This window comes from Salirhabdus salicampi (assembly GCF_024259515.1).
In the GTDB taxonomy this organism is placed as follows: Bacteria; Bacillota; Bacilli; order Bacillales; family Alkalibacillaceae; genus Salirhabdus_A; species Salirhabdus_A salicampi.
The window spans coordinates 1-14,499 of sequence record NZ_JANBWE010000007.1 but is presented as its reverse complement, the minus strand read 5'-3'; the positions used below and the strand labels follow the sequence as shown (position 1 = coordinate 14,499).

At 38.9% G+C, this 14,499-nt stretch carries 17 protein-coding genes and 12 tRNA genes; 27 read left to right on the top strand and 2 right to left on the bottom strand.

Going from position 1 to position 14,499, the window contains the following annotated elements; genetic code table 11:
- Positions 1–42 precede the first annotated feature (42 nt).
- Entirely contained in the window at positions 43–795 is a 753-nt protein-coding gene (locus NLW78_RS14810) for a rhomboid family intramembrane serine protease (protein WP_254497927.1), read from the bottom strand.
- A 100-nt stretch (positions 796–895) separates the two neighbouring features.
- Between NLW78_RS14810 and acpS the strand changes: the two genes are divergently transcribed.
- From acpS to NLW78_RS14740, 14 genes are all read left to right on the top strand, one after another.
- A complete protein-coding gene (gene acpS, locus NLW78_RS14805; RefSeq protein WP_254497926.1) occupies positions 896–1,258 on the top strand; it encodes a holo-ACP synthase in 363 nt (120 codons plus the stop codon).
- Positions 1,259–1,778: 520 nt separating this feature from the next.
- A complete protein-coding gene (locus NLW78_RS14800; protein ID WP_254497925.1) occupies positions 1,779–2,798 on the top strand; it encodes a LolA family protein in 1,020 nt (339 codons plus the stop codon).
- A gap of 127 nt (positions 2,799–2,925) precedes the next feature.
- Complete coding sequence (alr, locus tag NLW78_RS14795) at positions 2,926–4,092, top strand: alanine racemase (protein ID WP_367617692.1); 1,167 nt, start codon at positions 2,926–2,928, stop codon at positions 4,090–4,092.
- A gap of 188 nt (positions 4,093–4,280) precedes the next feature.
- Entirely contained in the window at positions 4,281–4,499 is a 219-nt protein-coding gene (locus tag NLW78_RS14790) for an antitoxin (RefSeq protein ID WP_302328588.1), read from the top strand.
- A 5-nt stretch (positions 4,500–4,504) separates the two neighbouring features.
- Positions 4,505–4,855 (top strand): type II toxin-antitoxin system PemK/MazF family toxin, encoded by a 351-nt coding sequence (locus NLW78_RS14785; protein WP_254497923.1) that lies wholly within the window; start codon positions 4,505–4,507, stop codon positions 4,853–4,855.
- A gap of 126 nt (positions 4,856–4,981) precedes the next feature.
- On the top strand, positions 4,982–5,854 hold the full coding sequence (gene rsbRA / locus NLW78_RS14780) for an RsbT co-antagonist protein RsbRA (RefSeq protein ID WP_254497922.1): 873 nt from the start codon (positions 4,982–4,984) through the stop codon (positions 5,852–5,854).
- Positions 5,855–5,861: 7 nt separating this feature from the next.
- Positions 5,862–6,218 (top strand): STAS domain-containing protein, encoded by a 357-nt coding sequence (locus NLW78_RS14775; RefSeq protein WP_254497921.1) that lies wholly within the window; start codon positions 5,862–5,864, stop codon positions 6,216–6,218.
- A gap of 2 nt (positions 6,219–6,220) precedes the next feature.
- Positions 6,221–6,622 (top strand): anti-sigma regulatory factor, encoded by a 402-nt coding sequence (locus tag NLW78_RS14770; RefSeq protein ID WP_254497920.1) that lies wholly within the window; start codon positions 6,221–6,223, stop codon positions 6,620–6,622.
- A gap of 18 nt (positions 6,623–6,640) precedes the next feature.
- Positions 6,641–7,630, top strand: a complete 990-nt coding sequence (locus NLW78_RS14765) for a PP2C family protein-serine/threonine phosphatase (RefSeq protein ID WP_254497919.1) — start codon at positions 6,641–6,643, stop codon at positions 7,628–7,630.
- 79 nt (positions 7,631–7,709) lie between these two features.
- Entirely contained in the window at positions 7,710–8,039 is a 330-nt protein-coding gene (locus NLW78_RS14760) for an STAS domain-containing protein (protein WP_254497918.1), read from the top strand.
- Positions 8,039–8,518, top strand: a complete 480-nt coding sequence (gene rsbW, locus NLW78_RS14755; protein WP_254497917.1) for an anti-sigma B factor RsbW — start codon at positions 8,039–8,041, stop codon at positions 8,516–8,518. Before NLW78_RS14760 ends, rsbW begins: the two co-directional genes overlap by 1 nt.
- A complete protein-coding gene (gene sigB / locus NLW78_RS14750) occupies positions 8,490–9,287 on the top strand; it encodes an RNA polymerase sigma factor SigB (protein ID WP_254497916.1) in 798 nt (265 codons plus the stop codon). The genes rsbW and sigB overlap by 29 nt, the downstream gene beginning before the upstream one ends.
- A 5-nt stretch (positions 9,288–9,292) precedes the next feature.
- The gene (locus NLW78_RS14745) at positions 9,293–9,886 is read left to right on the top strand and encodes a SpoIIE family protein phosphatase (RefSeq protein ID WP_254497980.1); all 594 of its coding nucleotides are present in this window, start codon (positions 9,293–9,295) and stop codon (positions 9,884–9,886) included.
- 174 nt (positions 9,887–10,060) lie between these two features.
- Positions 10,061–12,181, top strand: coding sequence for a Tex family protein (locus tag NLW78_RS14740; protein ID WP_254497979.1), 2,121 nt, complete (start codon positions 10,061–10,063; stop codon positions 12,179–12,181).
- Here the strand turns inward: NLW78_RS14740 and cmpA are convergent.
- Positions 12,176–12,298 (bottom strand): cortex morphogenetic protein CmpA, encoded by a 123-nt coding sequence (gene cmpA, locus NLW78_RS14735; protein ID WP_254497915.1) that lies wholly within the window; start codon positions 12,296–12,298, stop codon positions 12,176–12,178. The two genes, NLW78_RS14740 and cmpA, sit on opposite strands and share 6 nt — an antisense overlap.
- A 234-nt stretch (positions 12,299–12,532) precedes the next feature.
- Here cmpA and NLW78_RS14730 point away from each other — a divergent pair, with 234 nt between their 5' ends.
- The 13 genes from NLW78_RS14730 to NLW78_RS14670 all read left to right on the top strand — a co-directional run bounded on the left by NLW78_RS14730 (position 12,533) and on the right by NLW78_RS14670 (position 14,348).
- Positions 12,533–12,976 (top strand): SprT family protein, encoded by a 444-nt coding sequence (locus NLW78_RS14730; protein WP_254497914.1) that lies wholly within the window; start codon positions 12,533–12,535, stop codon positions 12,974–12,976.
- Positions 12,977–13,124: 148 nt separating this feature from the next.
- Positions 13,125–13,199: transfer RNA gene (locus NLW78_RS14725), tRNA-Asn, on the top strand.
- A 3-nt stretch (positions 13,200–13,202) separates the two neighbouring features.
- Positions 13,203–13,293 (top strand) — tRNA-Ser (locus NLW78_RS14720).
- Between the two features lie 10 nt (positions 13,294–13,303).
- A tRNA-Glu gene (locus tag NLW78_RS14715) sits at positions 13,304–13,375 on the top strand.
- 49 nt (positions 13,376–13,424) lie between these two features.
- A tRNA-Asp gene (locus tag NLW78_RS14710) sits at positions 13,425–13,501 on the top strand.
- 9 nt (positions 13,502–13,510) lie between these two features.
- A tRNA-Gln gene (locus tag NLW78_RS14705) sits at positions 13,511–13,585 on the top strand.
- Between the two features lie 8 nt (positions 13,586–13,593).
- Positions 13,594–13,666: transfer RNA gene (locus NLW78_RS14700), tRNA-Lys, on the top strand.
- A 10-nt stretch (positions 13,667–13,676) separates the two neighbouring features.
- Positions 13,677–13,758, top strand: a tRNA-Leu gene (locus NLW78_RS14695).
- Between the two features lie 62 nt (positions 13,759–13,820).
- Positions 13,821–13,904 (top strand) — tRNA-Leu (locus NLW78_RS14690).
- Between the two features lie 86 nt (positions 13,905–13,990).
- Positions 13,991–14,067 (top strand) — tRNA-Arg (locus NLW78_RS14685).
- Positions 14,068–14,103: 36 nt separating this feature from the next.
- Positions 14,104–14,180, top strand: a tRNA-Pro gene (locus NLW78_RS14680).
- Between the two features lie 12 nt (positions 14,181–14,192).
- Positions 14,193–14,266, top strand: a tRNA-Gly gene (locus NLW78_RS14675).
- 5 nt (positions 14,267–14,271) lie between these two features.
- Positions 14,272–14,348, top strand: a tRNA-Ile gene (locus tag NLW78_RS14670).
- Positions 14,349–14,499 lie beyond the last annotated feature (151 nt).

Here is a 14,499-nt window from a genome sequence, read left to right as displayed (position 1 = left end):
TTCCATTTTATCATGGTTTAAAAGGGTTGGACATTCGCCGAATTACAAGAAGCGACCTACTATACCAAACAGAACTAGCAGAATAAAGAACCCCCATAGAAGCAATTTTCCCAATGTTACTTGACCAAAGGCTCGTTTACGCCAACGATTAGGGTTGAACCGAATTCGTGGTCTTGTATTATAACCATATCCTTCCGCGGTGCGACTTTTTCCAACAATAACATGGGCAATTAAGAATCCGCCGATAAAGCCGAAAAGGTGGGCGTAAATATTTATGTTTGTTTGAATAAATGTCATAATGAAACCGAAAATCATAATAGTTATGATGATCTGTGTATTTTGATAATCTAACAAATATTTCCGATAAAGAACAATAAATAAATAAACTCCAAATAAACCGAAAATGGCACCAGATGCACCGGCATGGGTAACAAAAGGTGATCCTAGCCATAAAGTGGCAATATTGCCAGTGAAACCAGCGATGAGATAGGCAGTAATAAATTTCCCTTTTCCGAGCAGTCGTTCTAAGGCGGGACCAAATAGTATTAGAGAGAATGAGTTAAATAACATATGTCCAAATCCGAAGTGAAAAAAGATAGCAGTTATTAAACGCCAATATTCTTGTTCATGTTGAATGTACCAATTTTGGCCAATTCCTAACTCTGTTAAGGTAAGGAGGAAGGGAAGAGGTATTATGTCTGTGAAAAGCCATAATATGAGATGGATTCCAACAAGAACTGTTACAATTGGATATAAACGTGTAAACTCCTGAAAGCTCTCCGTACGAATAAACATAGGGCACACTCCTAAACTAATTATTGTTAACTCTTATTATACATATAACCATAGAAAATAATGGATATGCGAAAAAAATGATTTGAAAGAAGGACAATACATGATAAAAGGAATCGGAATTGATTTACTTGAGATAAGCCGACTTGAAGAAAAGGTAAGGCGAAATGAAAGATTTGTAAAAAGAATCTTAACCACAAGGGAGCTGGATTTACTAAATCAATGTTCCTCACGAAAACGAAAGATGGAATTTTCTGCCGGGCGATTTGCCGCAAAAGAAGCATATGCGAAGGCTCGGGGAACAGGGTTAGGACAGGACCTGTCCTTTCTTGATATCGAAGTGATTCCGGACGAAAAAGGGAAACCAGTAGTTTATGTGAAAGGTAACAGAGAAAAAAATACATTCCTTTCCATTTCCCATAGTGAGCAGTTTGTGATTGCGGAAGTAATTATTCAAGAAGGCTAGTCTGCATATTCGAATAGTTTGTCTCATATATTTTAGTGCGGGTAGGAGGGAACGATGTCTACATTGTCACCGCACTGTTGTATGAGGGGATATTAACGTCAATAGCCTTCTTAAACATCATAAAGACGGGGGGATAGAGCTATCGAAACTTAATGGATTGTTCATTCGTTGGTATGTAAGTGACACTGATCAAAAGTGAGATACTAGGGCACCTTTGTATGAAAAACAATTGCTTTAAACTTTTTTCTCACCTTTCGTTACAAAAGTGGACGGACCATTCATCTATTTTACAGACGAAAGAGGTAGGAAACAGGTGATGGCAAATGTTTGTGTATGATTTTTCCAGGTGTTTATAAAGTAGTGGGATAGAAACCCCTTATAACAGTAAGCACGTTATGCTTGCGTTCATCGTTGAAAACATAATAAAACACTTTACTATCATAATTCCTTCATAAACGGGCGGTTCATCAGTGACAACACGTTCCTCTGTCCTTTGAAATGAGGCAAAGGAGTTGTGATCATGGGAAAAAAACAATTGCTCTGGAGCTTTTTCGTACTCATGCTCATCATCATATCTGCCTGTGGTGAAAAGTCGAAAGAGGATATTCTTAAATCTCTCGATAATAAAGCTGAGGACATGAGTGGTTATAAAGCCCAGGCGAAGATGAATTTACAAACAGGTGAAGATGTACAGAGCTATCAGATTGATGTTTGGCACAAAAAGAAAAACTTGTTTCGGGTTCAGTTAGAAAATCCTGATAGTGACAAAGGCAGTCAAATTATTTTGCGTAATCAGGATGGGGTGTTTGTTCTAACACCGGCATTAAACAAAAGCTTCAAGTTTCAAAGCGATTGGCCACACAACAGTAGTCAACCATATTTATATTCTTCTCTAGTGAGCGATGTATTAGAAGATACTGAGGCGTCGTTTAAACAAACAGAGAATTATTACGTCTTTAATACGAAGACAAACTATCAGAGCAATAAAAACTTACCTTATCAAGAAATTTACTTCCATAAAGATTCGTTAAAACCAGCAATGGTTAAGGTGTTTGATAAGGATTACAAAGAACTCGTAGAAGTTCAGTTTACGTCTTTTGAGTTTGATCCAAATTTCTCCGAGGATGACTTTGATACTAACAAGAACTTAAGTAGTAGTGTTGGTGATGTTCCAGCGATGGCTGGAGAAAATGATTCTTCTTTAACTGTACTATATCCGTTGACGATGCCAGAAGGAACTACCCTTGCATCTCAGAAGGAAGTTGAGTTTGAACACGGAAAGCGGGTTATCTTAAATTACAGTGGAGAGAAAAGTTTTACTATTGTACAAGAGTTATACACTTCTTATCCAACGAGCATGACTTCTCCGGTTTCTGTTAAAGGAGAACCGGTTGACCTAGGGTTTACAGTTGGGGCAATCACGGACAAGACAATAGAATGGAACGAAAACAACGTACGCTACTATTTAGCAAGTGAAGATTTAACGAAAGAAGAAATGATTGAAGTTGCTTCATCACTTGAAGGAAAAAGTATGAAATAGGAACATATATTTAAGCAGACTCAACATAATAAGTTAGGAGTCTGCTTTTCGTTTGCATAAAACAGTATTTGACATCTGCACCTTATAGCGTGAATAATGTAGAAAAAGGTGTAGGGGGGAAGTGCTATTGTCAACGTATGCGCCATTTTACCGGGATTCATGGATGGAAGTAAACCTTGATGCTATTAAAGCAAATATTACAGAACTAAAAAACTTGTTAACAAGTGAAAAGAAAGTTTTCGCGGCGATAAAGGCGAATGCATACGGTCATGGCGATGTTCAAGTAGCACAGGCTGCCATGGATGCCGGTGTTGATGGATTTGCCGTTGCTCTATTAGATGAGGCGATTCGTTTACGAAAATATGGGGTTCATCTGCCAATCCTAGTAATGGGATATGTTAAACCGGAGTTTGTTCAAATTGCAGCTGACCACAATATTACGTTAACAGCCTTTCAATCTGGCTGGCTAAAAGAAGCGAAAAAATATTTATTGCATAAAACTGTTGCGATTCATGTAAAATTTGATACAGGAATGGGTAGGATAGGAATAAGAACAGAAGAGGAGTTGCAGGACTTCATAAATCAACTTACTGATTCTAGATTCTTTGTTGAAGGTGTATATACACATTTTGCAACGGCTGACGAAGAAGATTTAACCTATTACGAAACACAACAGACACGCTTCCAAAGATTATTATCCATATTTCAAGAGAGTGTTGTGGAACCCGTTACTGTGCACACGGGAAATAGCGCTGCCGGTATGCGTTTTCCACAGCAAATGTTTCATGCCGTTCGGTTTGGAATTAGTATGTATGGTTTATACCCCTCCTCACAGGTGAAAAGGGAACATCCTATGCCTTTACAACCAGCCCTTTCACTTCACAGTACACTATCCCATATAAAACAACTCCCGAAGGGAGAGTTTATTAGTTATGGGGCTACATATGAGACGAAAGGGAATGAATGGATTGGCACCATTCCGTTAGGGTATGGCGACGGTTGGATACGAAAATTAAATAAAGCAGATGTATTAATTGATGGTAAGCGGATGCCTATAGTTGGCCGTATTTGTATGGATCAGTTTATGGTAAGGTTGGATCGATTCTACCCAGTTGGAACAAAAGTAACGTTAATTGGAAGGCAAGAAAAAGAGGAAATAACAGTAGATGAAGTTGCTCAACATTTAGATACAATTAGCTACGAAGTCCCATGCATGATAAATGGCCGCGTGCCTCGAGTGTATCTTGAAAATGGACAAATCAAACAAACGTTTAATCAACTGACAACTTATTGAAAAATTTAGGTATAAAGATGAAATTATGGTAATATGGTTATTATATCGGAATCGCTTTGCAATGGTTATCCTAGCATGATATTATAAGGTTGGATTATGTGTTTGACAGGTTAACGGTGGAGGTGTAAGTTGTGTCGGAGTGTTCACAAGAGATACTAGTAAAATTGCCACAACAATTAGTTAAGGAAATGGATCGTATAGGGAAGTATGATGGTTTCAACCGAAACGATTTGATTTGTCAAGCTGTACAATCGTATTTACGTGAGAAGAAGAAACGTGATATTCGAGAATCGATGCGCCGTGGTTATGTAGAAATGGCAAACATCAATTTAGACATCGCATCTGAAGCCTTTCAAGCTGAAGAGGAGGCAGAAAACACCCTAGAGCGCCTTGTGAGCGGGGGGTAAATGATTTGATTGTTAAAAGAGGCGACGTCTTTTTTGCGGACTTATCACCAGTTGTTGGTTCAGAGCAAGGTGGCGTTCGCCCTGTATTAGTAATACAGAACGACATTGGTAATCGCTTCAGTCCAACGGTTATAATAGCTGCTATTACCGCCCAAATACAAAAAGCAAAACTGCCTACCCACGTAGAAATAGACGCTGAAATGTATGGCTTTGAGCGGGACTCTGTTATTTTGCTAGAGCAAATTCGGACGATAGATAAGCAGCGATTAACAGACAAGATTACACATCTAGATGAAAAATTGATGAAGCGTGTCGATAAGGCTTTACAAATAAGCCTCGGACTAATTGATTTTTAAAAGCTGCTCAAAGGAGCGGCTTTTTTTATAGTACAATATTATAGAACTATTAATATAAGAATGTTAACATTATTATGAAAAATTAACTTGTCTATTTGAACTTTCGTAAGAGGAGGGCGAATTATTATGGATACACGGATTCAAGACATCGTTCTAGAAAATAGCGATGAAATAAAGTCTGAGTGGTTAAATGAAGTTGAAAAAACCCATAGAACGGATGATCTTCCGAATATATCAACTGAGCTATACAATAGTACAAATAAAGATTTTGTAGATGTTATTTTTTTATGTGTACAAAATAGAGGGTCAACCCAAGAGTTGCAAGAGTTTTCAGAGAGATTAATAAAATTAGGATGGCCGTTAAGTTATTTGACCATAGGCATTCAGTCATTCCGACGCGTTACAGTCAATTTTTTATTAAAAGATGTAGATAAACAGGTGGAAAAAAGTTACTTTGTGCAGATAGTTCAAGAAGTCGATCTCTGGATAGACCCAATTATTAATTACCTTGTAAATGAATATTCGGGTAGTTGGGAAAACACATTTTCACTGCAGAAATTAGCTTTAAAGGAATTGTCAGCCCCCTTAATTCCTGTCATGGAAGGGATTACGGTTATGCCCCTAATTGGAACGATTGACACGGACCGTGCTAAGCTTATTATGGAAAACTTATTGGATGGAGTTATCGAAAATCGCGCTGAAGTTGTATTAATAGATATTACTGGAGTACCTGTAGTAGACACTATGGTTGCGCATCACATCATCCAAGCTGCAGAAGCAGTAAGATTAATTGGTGCGAAATGTATTCTAGTAGGGATTAGACCGGAAATCGCACAAACGATTGTGAATTTAGGAATTGATTTAAGCAAGTTCCCAACAAAAAGTTCGTTAAGCAAAGGGTTCCAGTCAGCATTAGAATTTACTAACCGGAAAATTATACATACACAAGGAGATAGCTTAGATGTAGAACAAATTATCGATTCCTTAGGGAAGGAGTGAAACCGGTGTGAGAATACCTATCTTAAAACTTCAAAACTATCTGCTTATATCCATTCAAGTTGAACTTGATGATCAAACAGCTATACAGTTTCAGGAAGACCTGCTAAAGAAAATACATGAGACCGGTGCCACTGGAGTCGTGATCGACTTAACGTCGGTTGAAATTATTGATTCTTTTATTGCGAAAGTCCTGGGGGATGTAGTGTCTATGTCAGATTTAATGGGGGCGAAAGTGGTCCTTACGGGTATACAGCCAGCTGTGTCGATTACTTTAATTGATTTAGGCATACACTTACAAGGAGTACATACTGCCTTAGATTTAGAACAAGGATTGATTAAACTTAGACAGGAATTGGAGGAATAATAATGAACTCTAAATCCTGTATAACAATTAAAAAGGAATGGGATATAGTTGGTGCTAGGCAAAGTGGCCGGGACCTTGCCAATGATATCGGTTTCGGGTCCGTTGACCAGGCGAGGATTGCTACAGCCATATCGGAAATGGCCAGAAACATATATTTGTATGCAAATAGCGGTCAAATCAATCTTGAAGTAATCGAAAATGAAGGGACAGTTGGATTGAAAATTTCGGCGATAGACGATGGGCCAGGTATTAAGGAAATTGGTAAAGCCATGGAAGATGGTTACTCAACTTCGGGTGGGTTAGGTGCAGGTCTTCCTGGAATCAAAAGGTTAATGGATGACTTTCACATTAATTCTGAAGAGGGAAAAGGTACAGAGATTGTCGTCATGAAGTGGCTTCGATAAGGGAGGTTGGCTTTTAACTTGGAGAAATATAAAAGATTGTTAAAACAATACATTACGACGAAGGATGAATCAGCACTATATAAAGCTGATAGGTTTAGTAAAGATTCATTGCAAAACAACATTTCCCCGGATGAAATTGTGCAGATACATATAGAATCACTAACTAGTTTATATCCAAATTTACCTGAACATGTGATGCTCTCCTTTAATTTCTTATTAGAGACAATGATTGCCTATGGAGTAGCACATAAAGAATTCCAGGCGCTAAGAGAAAAGCAAATGGAACTTAAGTCCGAAATCGAAGTAGCGGCCAATTTACAAAAATCATTAATGGATACAAAAGTACCTGAAGTAGAAGGGATAGAAGTGGGGGCAATTTCTGTTCCCTCCAGACAGATGAACGGTGATTATTATCAATTTCTCAAGGATAGGAATGGTAACTTAAGTGTTACGATTGCAGACATAATAGGAAAAGGTATGCCGGCTGCCCTGAGTATGTCGATGATTAAATATGCACTAAACAGCTTACATGACCAAAGAAGTCAACCTAGCGAAATTCTGGACGTTTTGAACCGTATTGTAGAACAAAATGTCAGCTCAGAGATGTTTATTACAATGTTTTACGGCTTTTATGATACGAATCACAATAAGTTTCATTATTCTTCGGCGGGACATGAACCTGGTTTTTTATATTCTCAGGAGACCAATCAATTTACAGAAATCAATGCCAAGGGAATTGCCTTAGGGATTAAATCCCCTGCAAAATATGAAAGTAACTCTGTAAAGCTTGAAAAAGGGGATATGGCAATTTTATTAACAGATGGGGTAACTGAATGTCGTTGTGGTGATCAGTTTATTGACCGGAAAGAAGTACTAAATAAAATCCAGGAGTTTAAACACCTTCCTGCACAAGAAATCGTGCAAAAAGTTTATAAGCATTTTGAGCAAATTCAAGATTTTGATCTTAAGGATGATTTTACGCTCATTCTTGTAAGGCGAAAACATTAAAAAACAATGTTTACTAGAGTGGATTTTAGGGTAAAGAGATATTTAGTACATATATCACTGTCGAGGGGGAGTTTCGGTCATGAATTTACATATTGATATAGAAAACAGTGAACAGGTATCAACTATTTATTTGTCAGGAGAAGTTGATGCTTACACTGCACCGAAATTGAAAGAGGCCATTATTCCACTAACAAGAAAAGAAGGAGCTAATATTAAAGTTGATTTAGCTAAAGTCACTTATATGGATAGTACGGGCCTGGGTGTGTTTATTAGTGCTTTAAAATCCACAAAAGAACATGATTCACATTTAGCTTTAACAAATTTACAAGAACGAGTTTATAGATTGTTTGATATTACGGGCTTGAAAGAGGTTATACGCATTGAAAATTTTAACCGAGGTGGAAAGTAATGAAGGAGCCGTTTGATTTTGTGGAAATGAAAATACCTGCTAAGCCAGAGTATGTAGGTGTGGCTCGTTTGACTACTTCAGGTATAGCGCATCGAGTAGGATTCTCCTACGATGACATCGAAGACTTAAAAGTTGCCGTTTCAGAGGCAATCACCAATGCTGTACAACATGCCTATGATGAAGGAGAGCAAGGCGAAATTACAATTGGCTACGGCTTATATGTAAACAGGCTAGAGGTAATGGTTGCTGATCGCGGAGATAGCTTTAACCTTAAGAAGATCAAGGAAGAGATTGGACCTTACTCCAATGGTGAGGCGGTTGAAGAACTACGCGAAGGTGGTTTTGGTCTTTTTTTAATTGATGCCCTCATGGATAAAGTAGAGATTAATAATAGTAACGGTGTCATTGTTGTTATGACAAAATACCTGCATAAAAACGAGGTGGGGCAAAATGGCGACCAAATCTCGACCACCCAGTAACAGTAATTATGAGGATGAAGTTTATAAGTGGATTAAGCACTTACAAAAACATCCATATGATGAAAGGATTCAAGAGAAAATTGTTTCCAAGTATGAAGATTTAGTTAAATCTATCGCAAGTAAATATGCGAAAAACACGGCGATTTTAGAAGATTTAATTCAAGTCGGCATGCTTGGTTTAATTGCTGCAGTAAAGCGTTACGATGCTTCATTCGATAAATCCTTTGAATCTTTTGCTGTCCCCACAATTATTGGTGAAATGAAACGATTTATTCGAGATAAAACATGGAGTGTTCATGTCCCCCGTCGTATTAAAGAACTCGGACCTAAAATTAAAAAGGCTGTTGAAGAATTAACTTCATCTTTACAACATTCCCCATCTGTCAAAGAAATTGCGGAATATTTATGTGTTTCAGAAGAGGAAATATTGGAGACAATGGAAATGGGCAAAAGTTATCAAGCTCTTTCTGTTGACCGCAGTATTGAAGCGGATTCAGATGGAAGTACAGTGACGTTACTTGACCTTGTCGGGTCATTGGAGAACGGTTATGAGCAAGTGGATTATAAATTAATGTTAGATAAACTTTTGCCAATGTTATCGGAAAGAGAGCAACAAATTTTACGCTGCATTTATTATGATAATAAAAGCCAAAAAGATACAGGGGAGCAGCTCGGTATTTCACAGATGCATGTATCACGTTTACAACGTAGAGCCTTACGCAAGCTTCGAGAAGCACTTCAAACAGATAACACGGAGGTTTTATTTTGAGGACAATGGAAGGCTATATGGAAGTATCGGTTTTTCAGAAACCAAAAGCGGGAAACGCTTGTTGTGGAGATAGTTACTATTACAAGGAGCAAGATAGTGAGTTTGTATGTGTCCTCGCAGATGGTCTAGGAAGTGGTCGTTTAGCTAAGGAATCCTCACAAGCCGTCATAGAAGTAGTAGAGCGTTGTTATCATCACTCAATAAATACAATAGTCGAAAAATGTAATGAGGCGTTAACCGATAAAAGAGGAGTTGTATTGGGGCTCTTAAAGGTTGATTATGAAGATAGTACTTATGCTTTCACGTCAGTTGGAAACGTGGGCATTGTAGTAATGGGGCCCAACGGAAAGAGAAGAAAGCATATTCCGACAGCAGGGTATTTATCAGGTAATAACCGGAAATGTAATGTCGTAAAAGAATCACTTACTGAAGAAGATAAAATTTTTATGTTTTCAGATGGAGTAAATGAGAGACATTTGTTAAACAATGTTGATGAAAATGATACGATTTCATCGGTTGTAAAACGATATGCACATCGGGGAGAATCTGATATACAAGACGATGCTACGTTAATTGGGATGAAATATTATAGGGCGTAACATGTGAGGGCTTCTGGATAAAAGGAGTCCTTTTTTATTGCGAATGGCGTGCTCTTTTTGCCGTTATGTTAAAATAAAGGTTACGTTAACTGATTGAAAGAATGAGGAGGAGTAGATTTGGCTGAATCAAATTTCGAACAACAAATCATCCAATCTGTAAGTAAAGAAACAAACATGAAGCCGAACATAGTGAAACAAGTAATTCATTTGTTGCAGGAAGGGAATACAGTCCCTTTCATCGCCCGCTACCGAAAAGAACAAACGGGTGGTTTAGATGAAGTGCAAATAAAGCAAATTGAAGATACATATGAATACGGCGTGCAACTAAGCAAAAGAAAAGAAGAAGTAATTCGCTTAATAGATGAACAGGGAAAGCTTACCGACGAATTGCAGGGGGAAATTGTAAAGGCGGAAAAGCTGCAAAGAGTTGAAGACTTATATCGTCCTTATAAACAAAAAAGAAGGACAAGAGCTACGATTGCTAAGGAAAAAGGTTTGGAACCATTGGCTCAACTTGTTTGGGAACAAAGTCAACAGGATATTTCCCGTAAAGCAGAAGAGTTTTTATCTGAGGAACATGAACTGACAACAATTGAAGAGGTATTGACAGGTGTAAATGACATTATTGCCGAGTGGGTTTCTGATGATCCGACATATCGGGAAAACATCCGAGATATGACCTTTAATAATGGAACGATACAGTCGAAAGGTAAGGACGTTGAGCAGGATGAAAAAGGCATTTACGAAATGTATTATGACTATGAAGAGCCTGTTAAAAAAGTTGTTGCTCACCGTGTTTTAGCCTTGAATCGGGGCGAAAAAGATGATGTCTTAAAGGTTTCGGTAAATCCTCCGTCTGATGACGTAACGAACTATTTAAAACGAGAAATTATAAAAAGCCCTTCAACTGAAGAGGAAAACATACTCATACAAGCTATTGAGGACGGTTATAAACGTTTAATCGAACCGTCAATAGAACGAGAAATTCGAAATGTATTAACAGAGAGCGCTGAGGAACAAGCCATAAATGTCTTTTCAAAAAACTTACGCAATTTGCTGTTACAGCCACCGTTGAAAGGGAAGATGTTACTTGGTGTCGATCCGGCATACCGAACAGGTTGTAAATTAGCGGTTGTTGACGAAACAGGGAAAGTACAAGCTATAAACGTAATTTATCCAACGCCGCCAAAGAATGACAAAGCTGCAGCTGAGAAGCAGGTGCTAGAATACATTCAGCGATATTCCGTTGAACTTATAGCTATTGGAAATGGGACAGCATCAAGGGAAACAGAGCAATTTATCGCCGAGTTAATTCAGAATCACAAATTAGATGTAGCTTATTTAATTGTTAATGAGGCAGGAGCCAGTGTGTATTCTGCTTCGAAACTAGCCCGGGAAGAATTTCCGGATTTACAAGTAGAAGAAAGAAGCGCTGTTTCCATTGCGAGAAGAGTCCAAGACCCTTTAAGTGAATTAGTAAAAATAGACCCAAAGTCTATAGGGGTAGGACAATACCAGCACGATGTTAGTCAGAAGAGGTTAAGTGAATCATTAACGTTTGTTGTAGAAACAGCCGTTAACCAAGTAGGTGTAAATGTAAACACCGCCTCCACTTCTTTGCTTCAATACGTATCAGGACTTAATAAAACAGTTGCGCAAAACATCGTAAAGTATCGAAATGAGAACGGGAAATTTGAAAATCGATCTCAATTGAAGGACGTCCCGAGATTGGGTGCAAAAACTTACGAACAAGCTATTGGTTTTCTTCGCATTTTAGATGGAAAAGAACCGTTAGACCGAACTCCAATCCATCCGGAAAGCTATAAACAGACGAAAGCCCTTCTGAAAGCATTAGGATTTACGACAAAACAATTAGGTGAAAGTACGTTAACTCAAGCGCTCAAAGGGATTAATGTCGAACAATTGGCGAACGAATTTGAAGTAGGTATTCCTACATTAAAAGACATTGTCGAAGCATTAGAAAAGCCAGAACGGGATCCACGTGATGAATTAGCAAAACCATTATTAAAGCAAGATGTTTTAACAATGGAAGATTTACAGCAGGGAATGGAATTACAAGGAACTGTGAGAAATGTTGTAGACTTTGGTGCCTTCGTAGATATTGGCGTAAAACAAGATGGCCTTGTCCATATTTCCAAGTTGTCTAATCAATATGTAAAACATCCGCTGGACATAGTTGCTGTAGGTGATATTGTGACAGTCTGGGTCGATGATGTTGATGTGAAAAGAGAGCGAATCGCACTGACGATGATTCAACCAGGTAGTTCATCATGATGAATTTTTAGGGATCCGCTCTTGATAAAAGAACCAACATTGATTTAATAATCTAATTTGATATAAGTTTTTGGATCGAAAAGCCATTTGAATTTGCCGTTTTAACCAACGAGGCATAAAATCCCTCCAGATCTTTCTCTGACTTACTTTAATTTTATGTCGGGAAATGAAAAAGGTTCTTTTACTCCCCTTAGTTGGGGAGTTTTTTATATGTTTACCTGTATTTAACCTTTTAAATAGCACATCATTTGGAAAGGATAAAATAGTGCGTCCATACATAAAATACTTGTTTTTAACAGGATTGATTTATAAAATGGTTAATAAATAACGTATTTTATGATGGAGAAAAATATGACTAATGAACAATTGTTACAGCTCGTCAAAACAGTTTCCCTGCAAGATTTTGAGAAGCCATTTCCAGACAATGCGCGTTTTAATGGCCGATTGAGGACGACTGGTGGGCGCTATATACCGAAGGAAAGAACAATAGAAATTAACCCGAAATATTTAGAGGAAATCGGAATGGACGAAGTAATTGGGATCATCAAGCATGAACTTTGTCACTACCACTTGCACGTGGAAGGTAAAGGATATCAGCACCGCGATCCGGAATTTAAGGAGCTCTTACGGAAAACGAACTCACCAAGATTTTGTCGTCCACTACCATCCATGAAGAAAAACGATACTCTTCGATACCAATGTATCTCTTGTGGCCATATATATAGTAGGAAGCGTCAAGTAAATACAAGAAGGTATGGATGCGGGAAATGTAAAGGAAGATTAAAAAAGGTATAAAAAAATGTTGACGAAAATGTACTATCATGTTAAATTATATAAGCCGATGACGAAATAAACATATCAACAAAAACTTTCAAAAAAAGATTTGACATCAGCTTCACAATGTTGTATTATGTTTAGCGTCGCAGTTTTGATTAAACAATATTCCACCGTAGCTCAGTGGTAGAGCAATCGGCTGTTAACCGATTGGTCGCAGGTTCGAATCCTGCCGGTGGAGCCATATGGAGAAGTACCCAAGTGGCTGAAGGGGCGCCCCTGCTAAGGGTGTAGGTCGCGTGAGCGGCGCGAGGGTTCAAATCCCTCCTTCTCCGCCATTTTTACAATGGCCCGTTGGTCAAGTGGTTAAGACACCGCCCTTTCACGGCGGTAACACGGGTTCGAATCCCGTACGGGTCATTTTTTATGTTTTCTACTATTTAATTAAATAATAGAAAGTCCCTTTTTAGGTCCGGTAGTTCAGTTGGTTAGAATGCCTGCCTGTCACGCAGGAGGTCGCGGGTTCGAGTCCCGTCCGGACCGCCATTTTATTGTTGGGCCATAGCCAAGCGGTAAGGCAACGGGTTTTGGTCCCGTGATGCGCTGGTTCGAATCCAGCTGGCCCAGCCATTTTATATGAGCCATTAGCTCAGTCGGTAGAGCATCTGACTTTTAATCAGAGGGTCGGAGGTTCGAATCCTCCATGGCTCATCACACTTTAGCGGGTGTGGCGGAATTGGCAGACGCGCTAGACTTAGGATCTAGTGTCTTTCGACGTGGGGGTTCGACTCCCTCCACCCGCATTAAGATTGCTGTGAATACACGGCAATTTATTTTTTTCAAAATGCTGTTTCTTCTATTAAATGCGGTCGTGGCGGAATGGCAGACGCGCTAGGTTGAGGGCCTAGTGGGGGTTTACCCCGTGGAGGTTCAAATCCTCTCGACCGCATGAAAAACTTCTAAAAAAGTGTTGACATGAAATGTTGGCCATGATATGATATATCTTGTCGCTAAAAAACAAGACATCAAAGAAAAGCGCCCGTAGCTCAATTGGATAGAGCGTTTGACTACGGATCAAAAGGTTAGGGGTTCGACTCCTCTCGGGCGCGCCATCTGTTTACTAGAAAACCTAATGGTTATCTAGAAAACGGGAAGTAGCTCAGCTTGGCAGAGCACTTGGTTTGGGACCAAGGGGTCGCAGGTTCAAATCCTGTCTTCCCGACCATTGATATAATATGCGGGTGTAGTTTAGTGGTAAAACCTCAGCCTTCCAAGCTGATGTCGTGGGTTCGATTCCCATCACCCGCTCCATTTAGGGGCCTGTAGCTCAGCTGGTTAGAGCGCACGCCTGATAAGCGTGAGGTCGGTGCTTCAAGTCCACTCAGGCCCACCATGATTATTATCATGCCCTAAAACATTCGAACCTTGAAAACTGAACAAAACGACCAGTAATGTCAATTTCGATTTTTTATTATTTAGCTAGAGACCAAGTTTTCCAACTTTTATGGAGAGTTTGATCCTGGCTCAGGACGAACGCTGGCGGC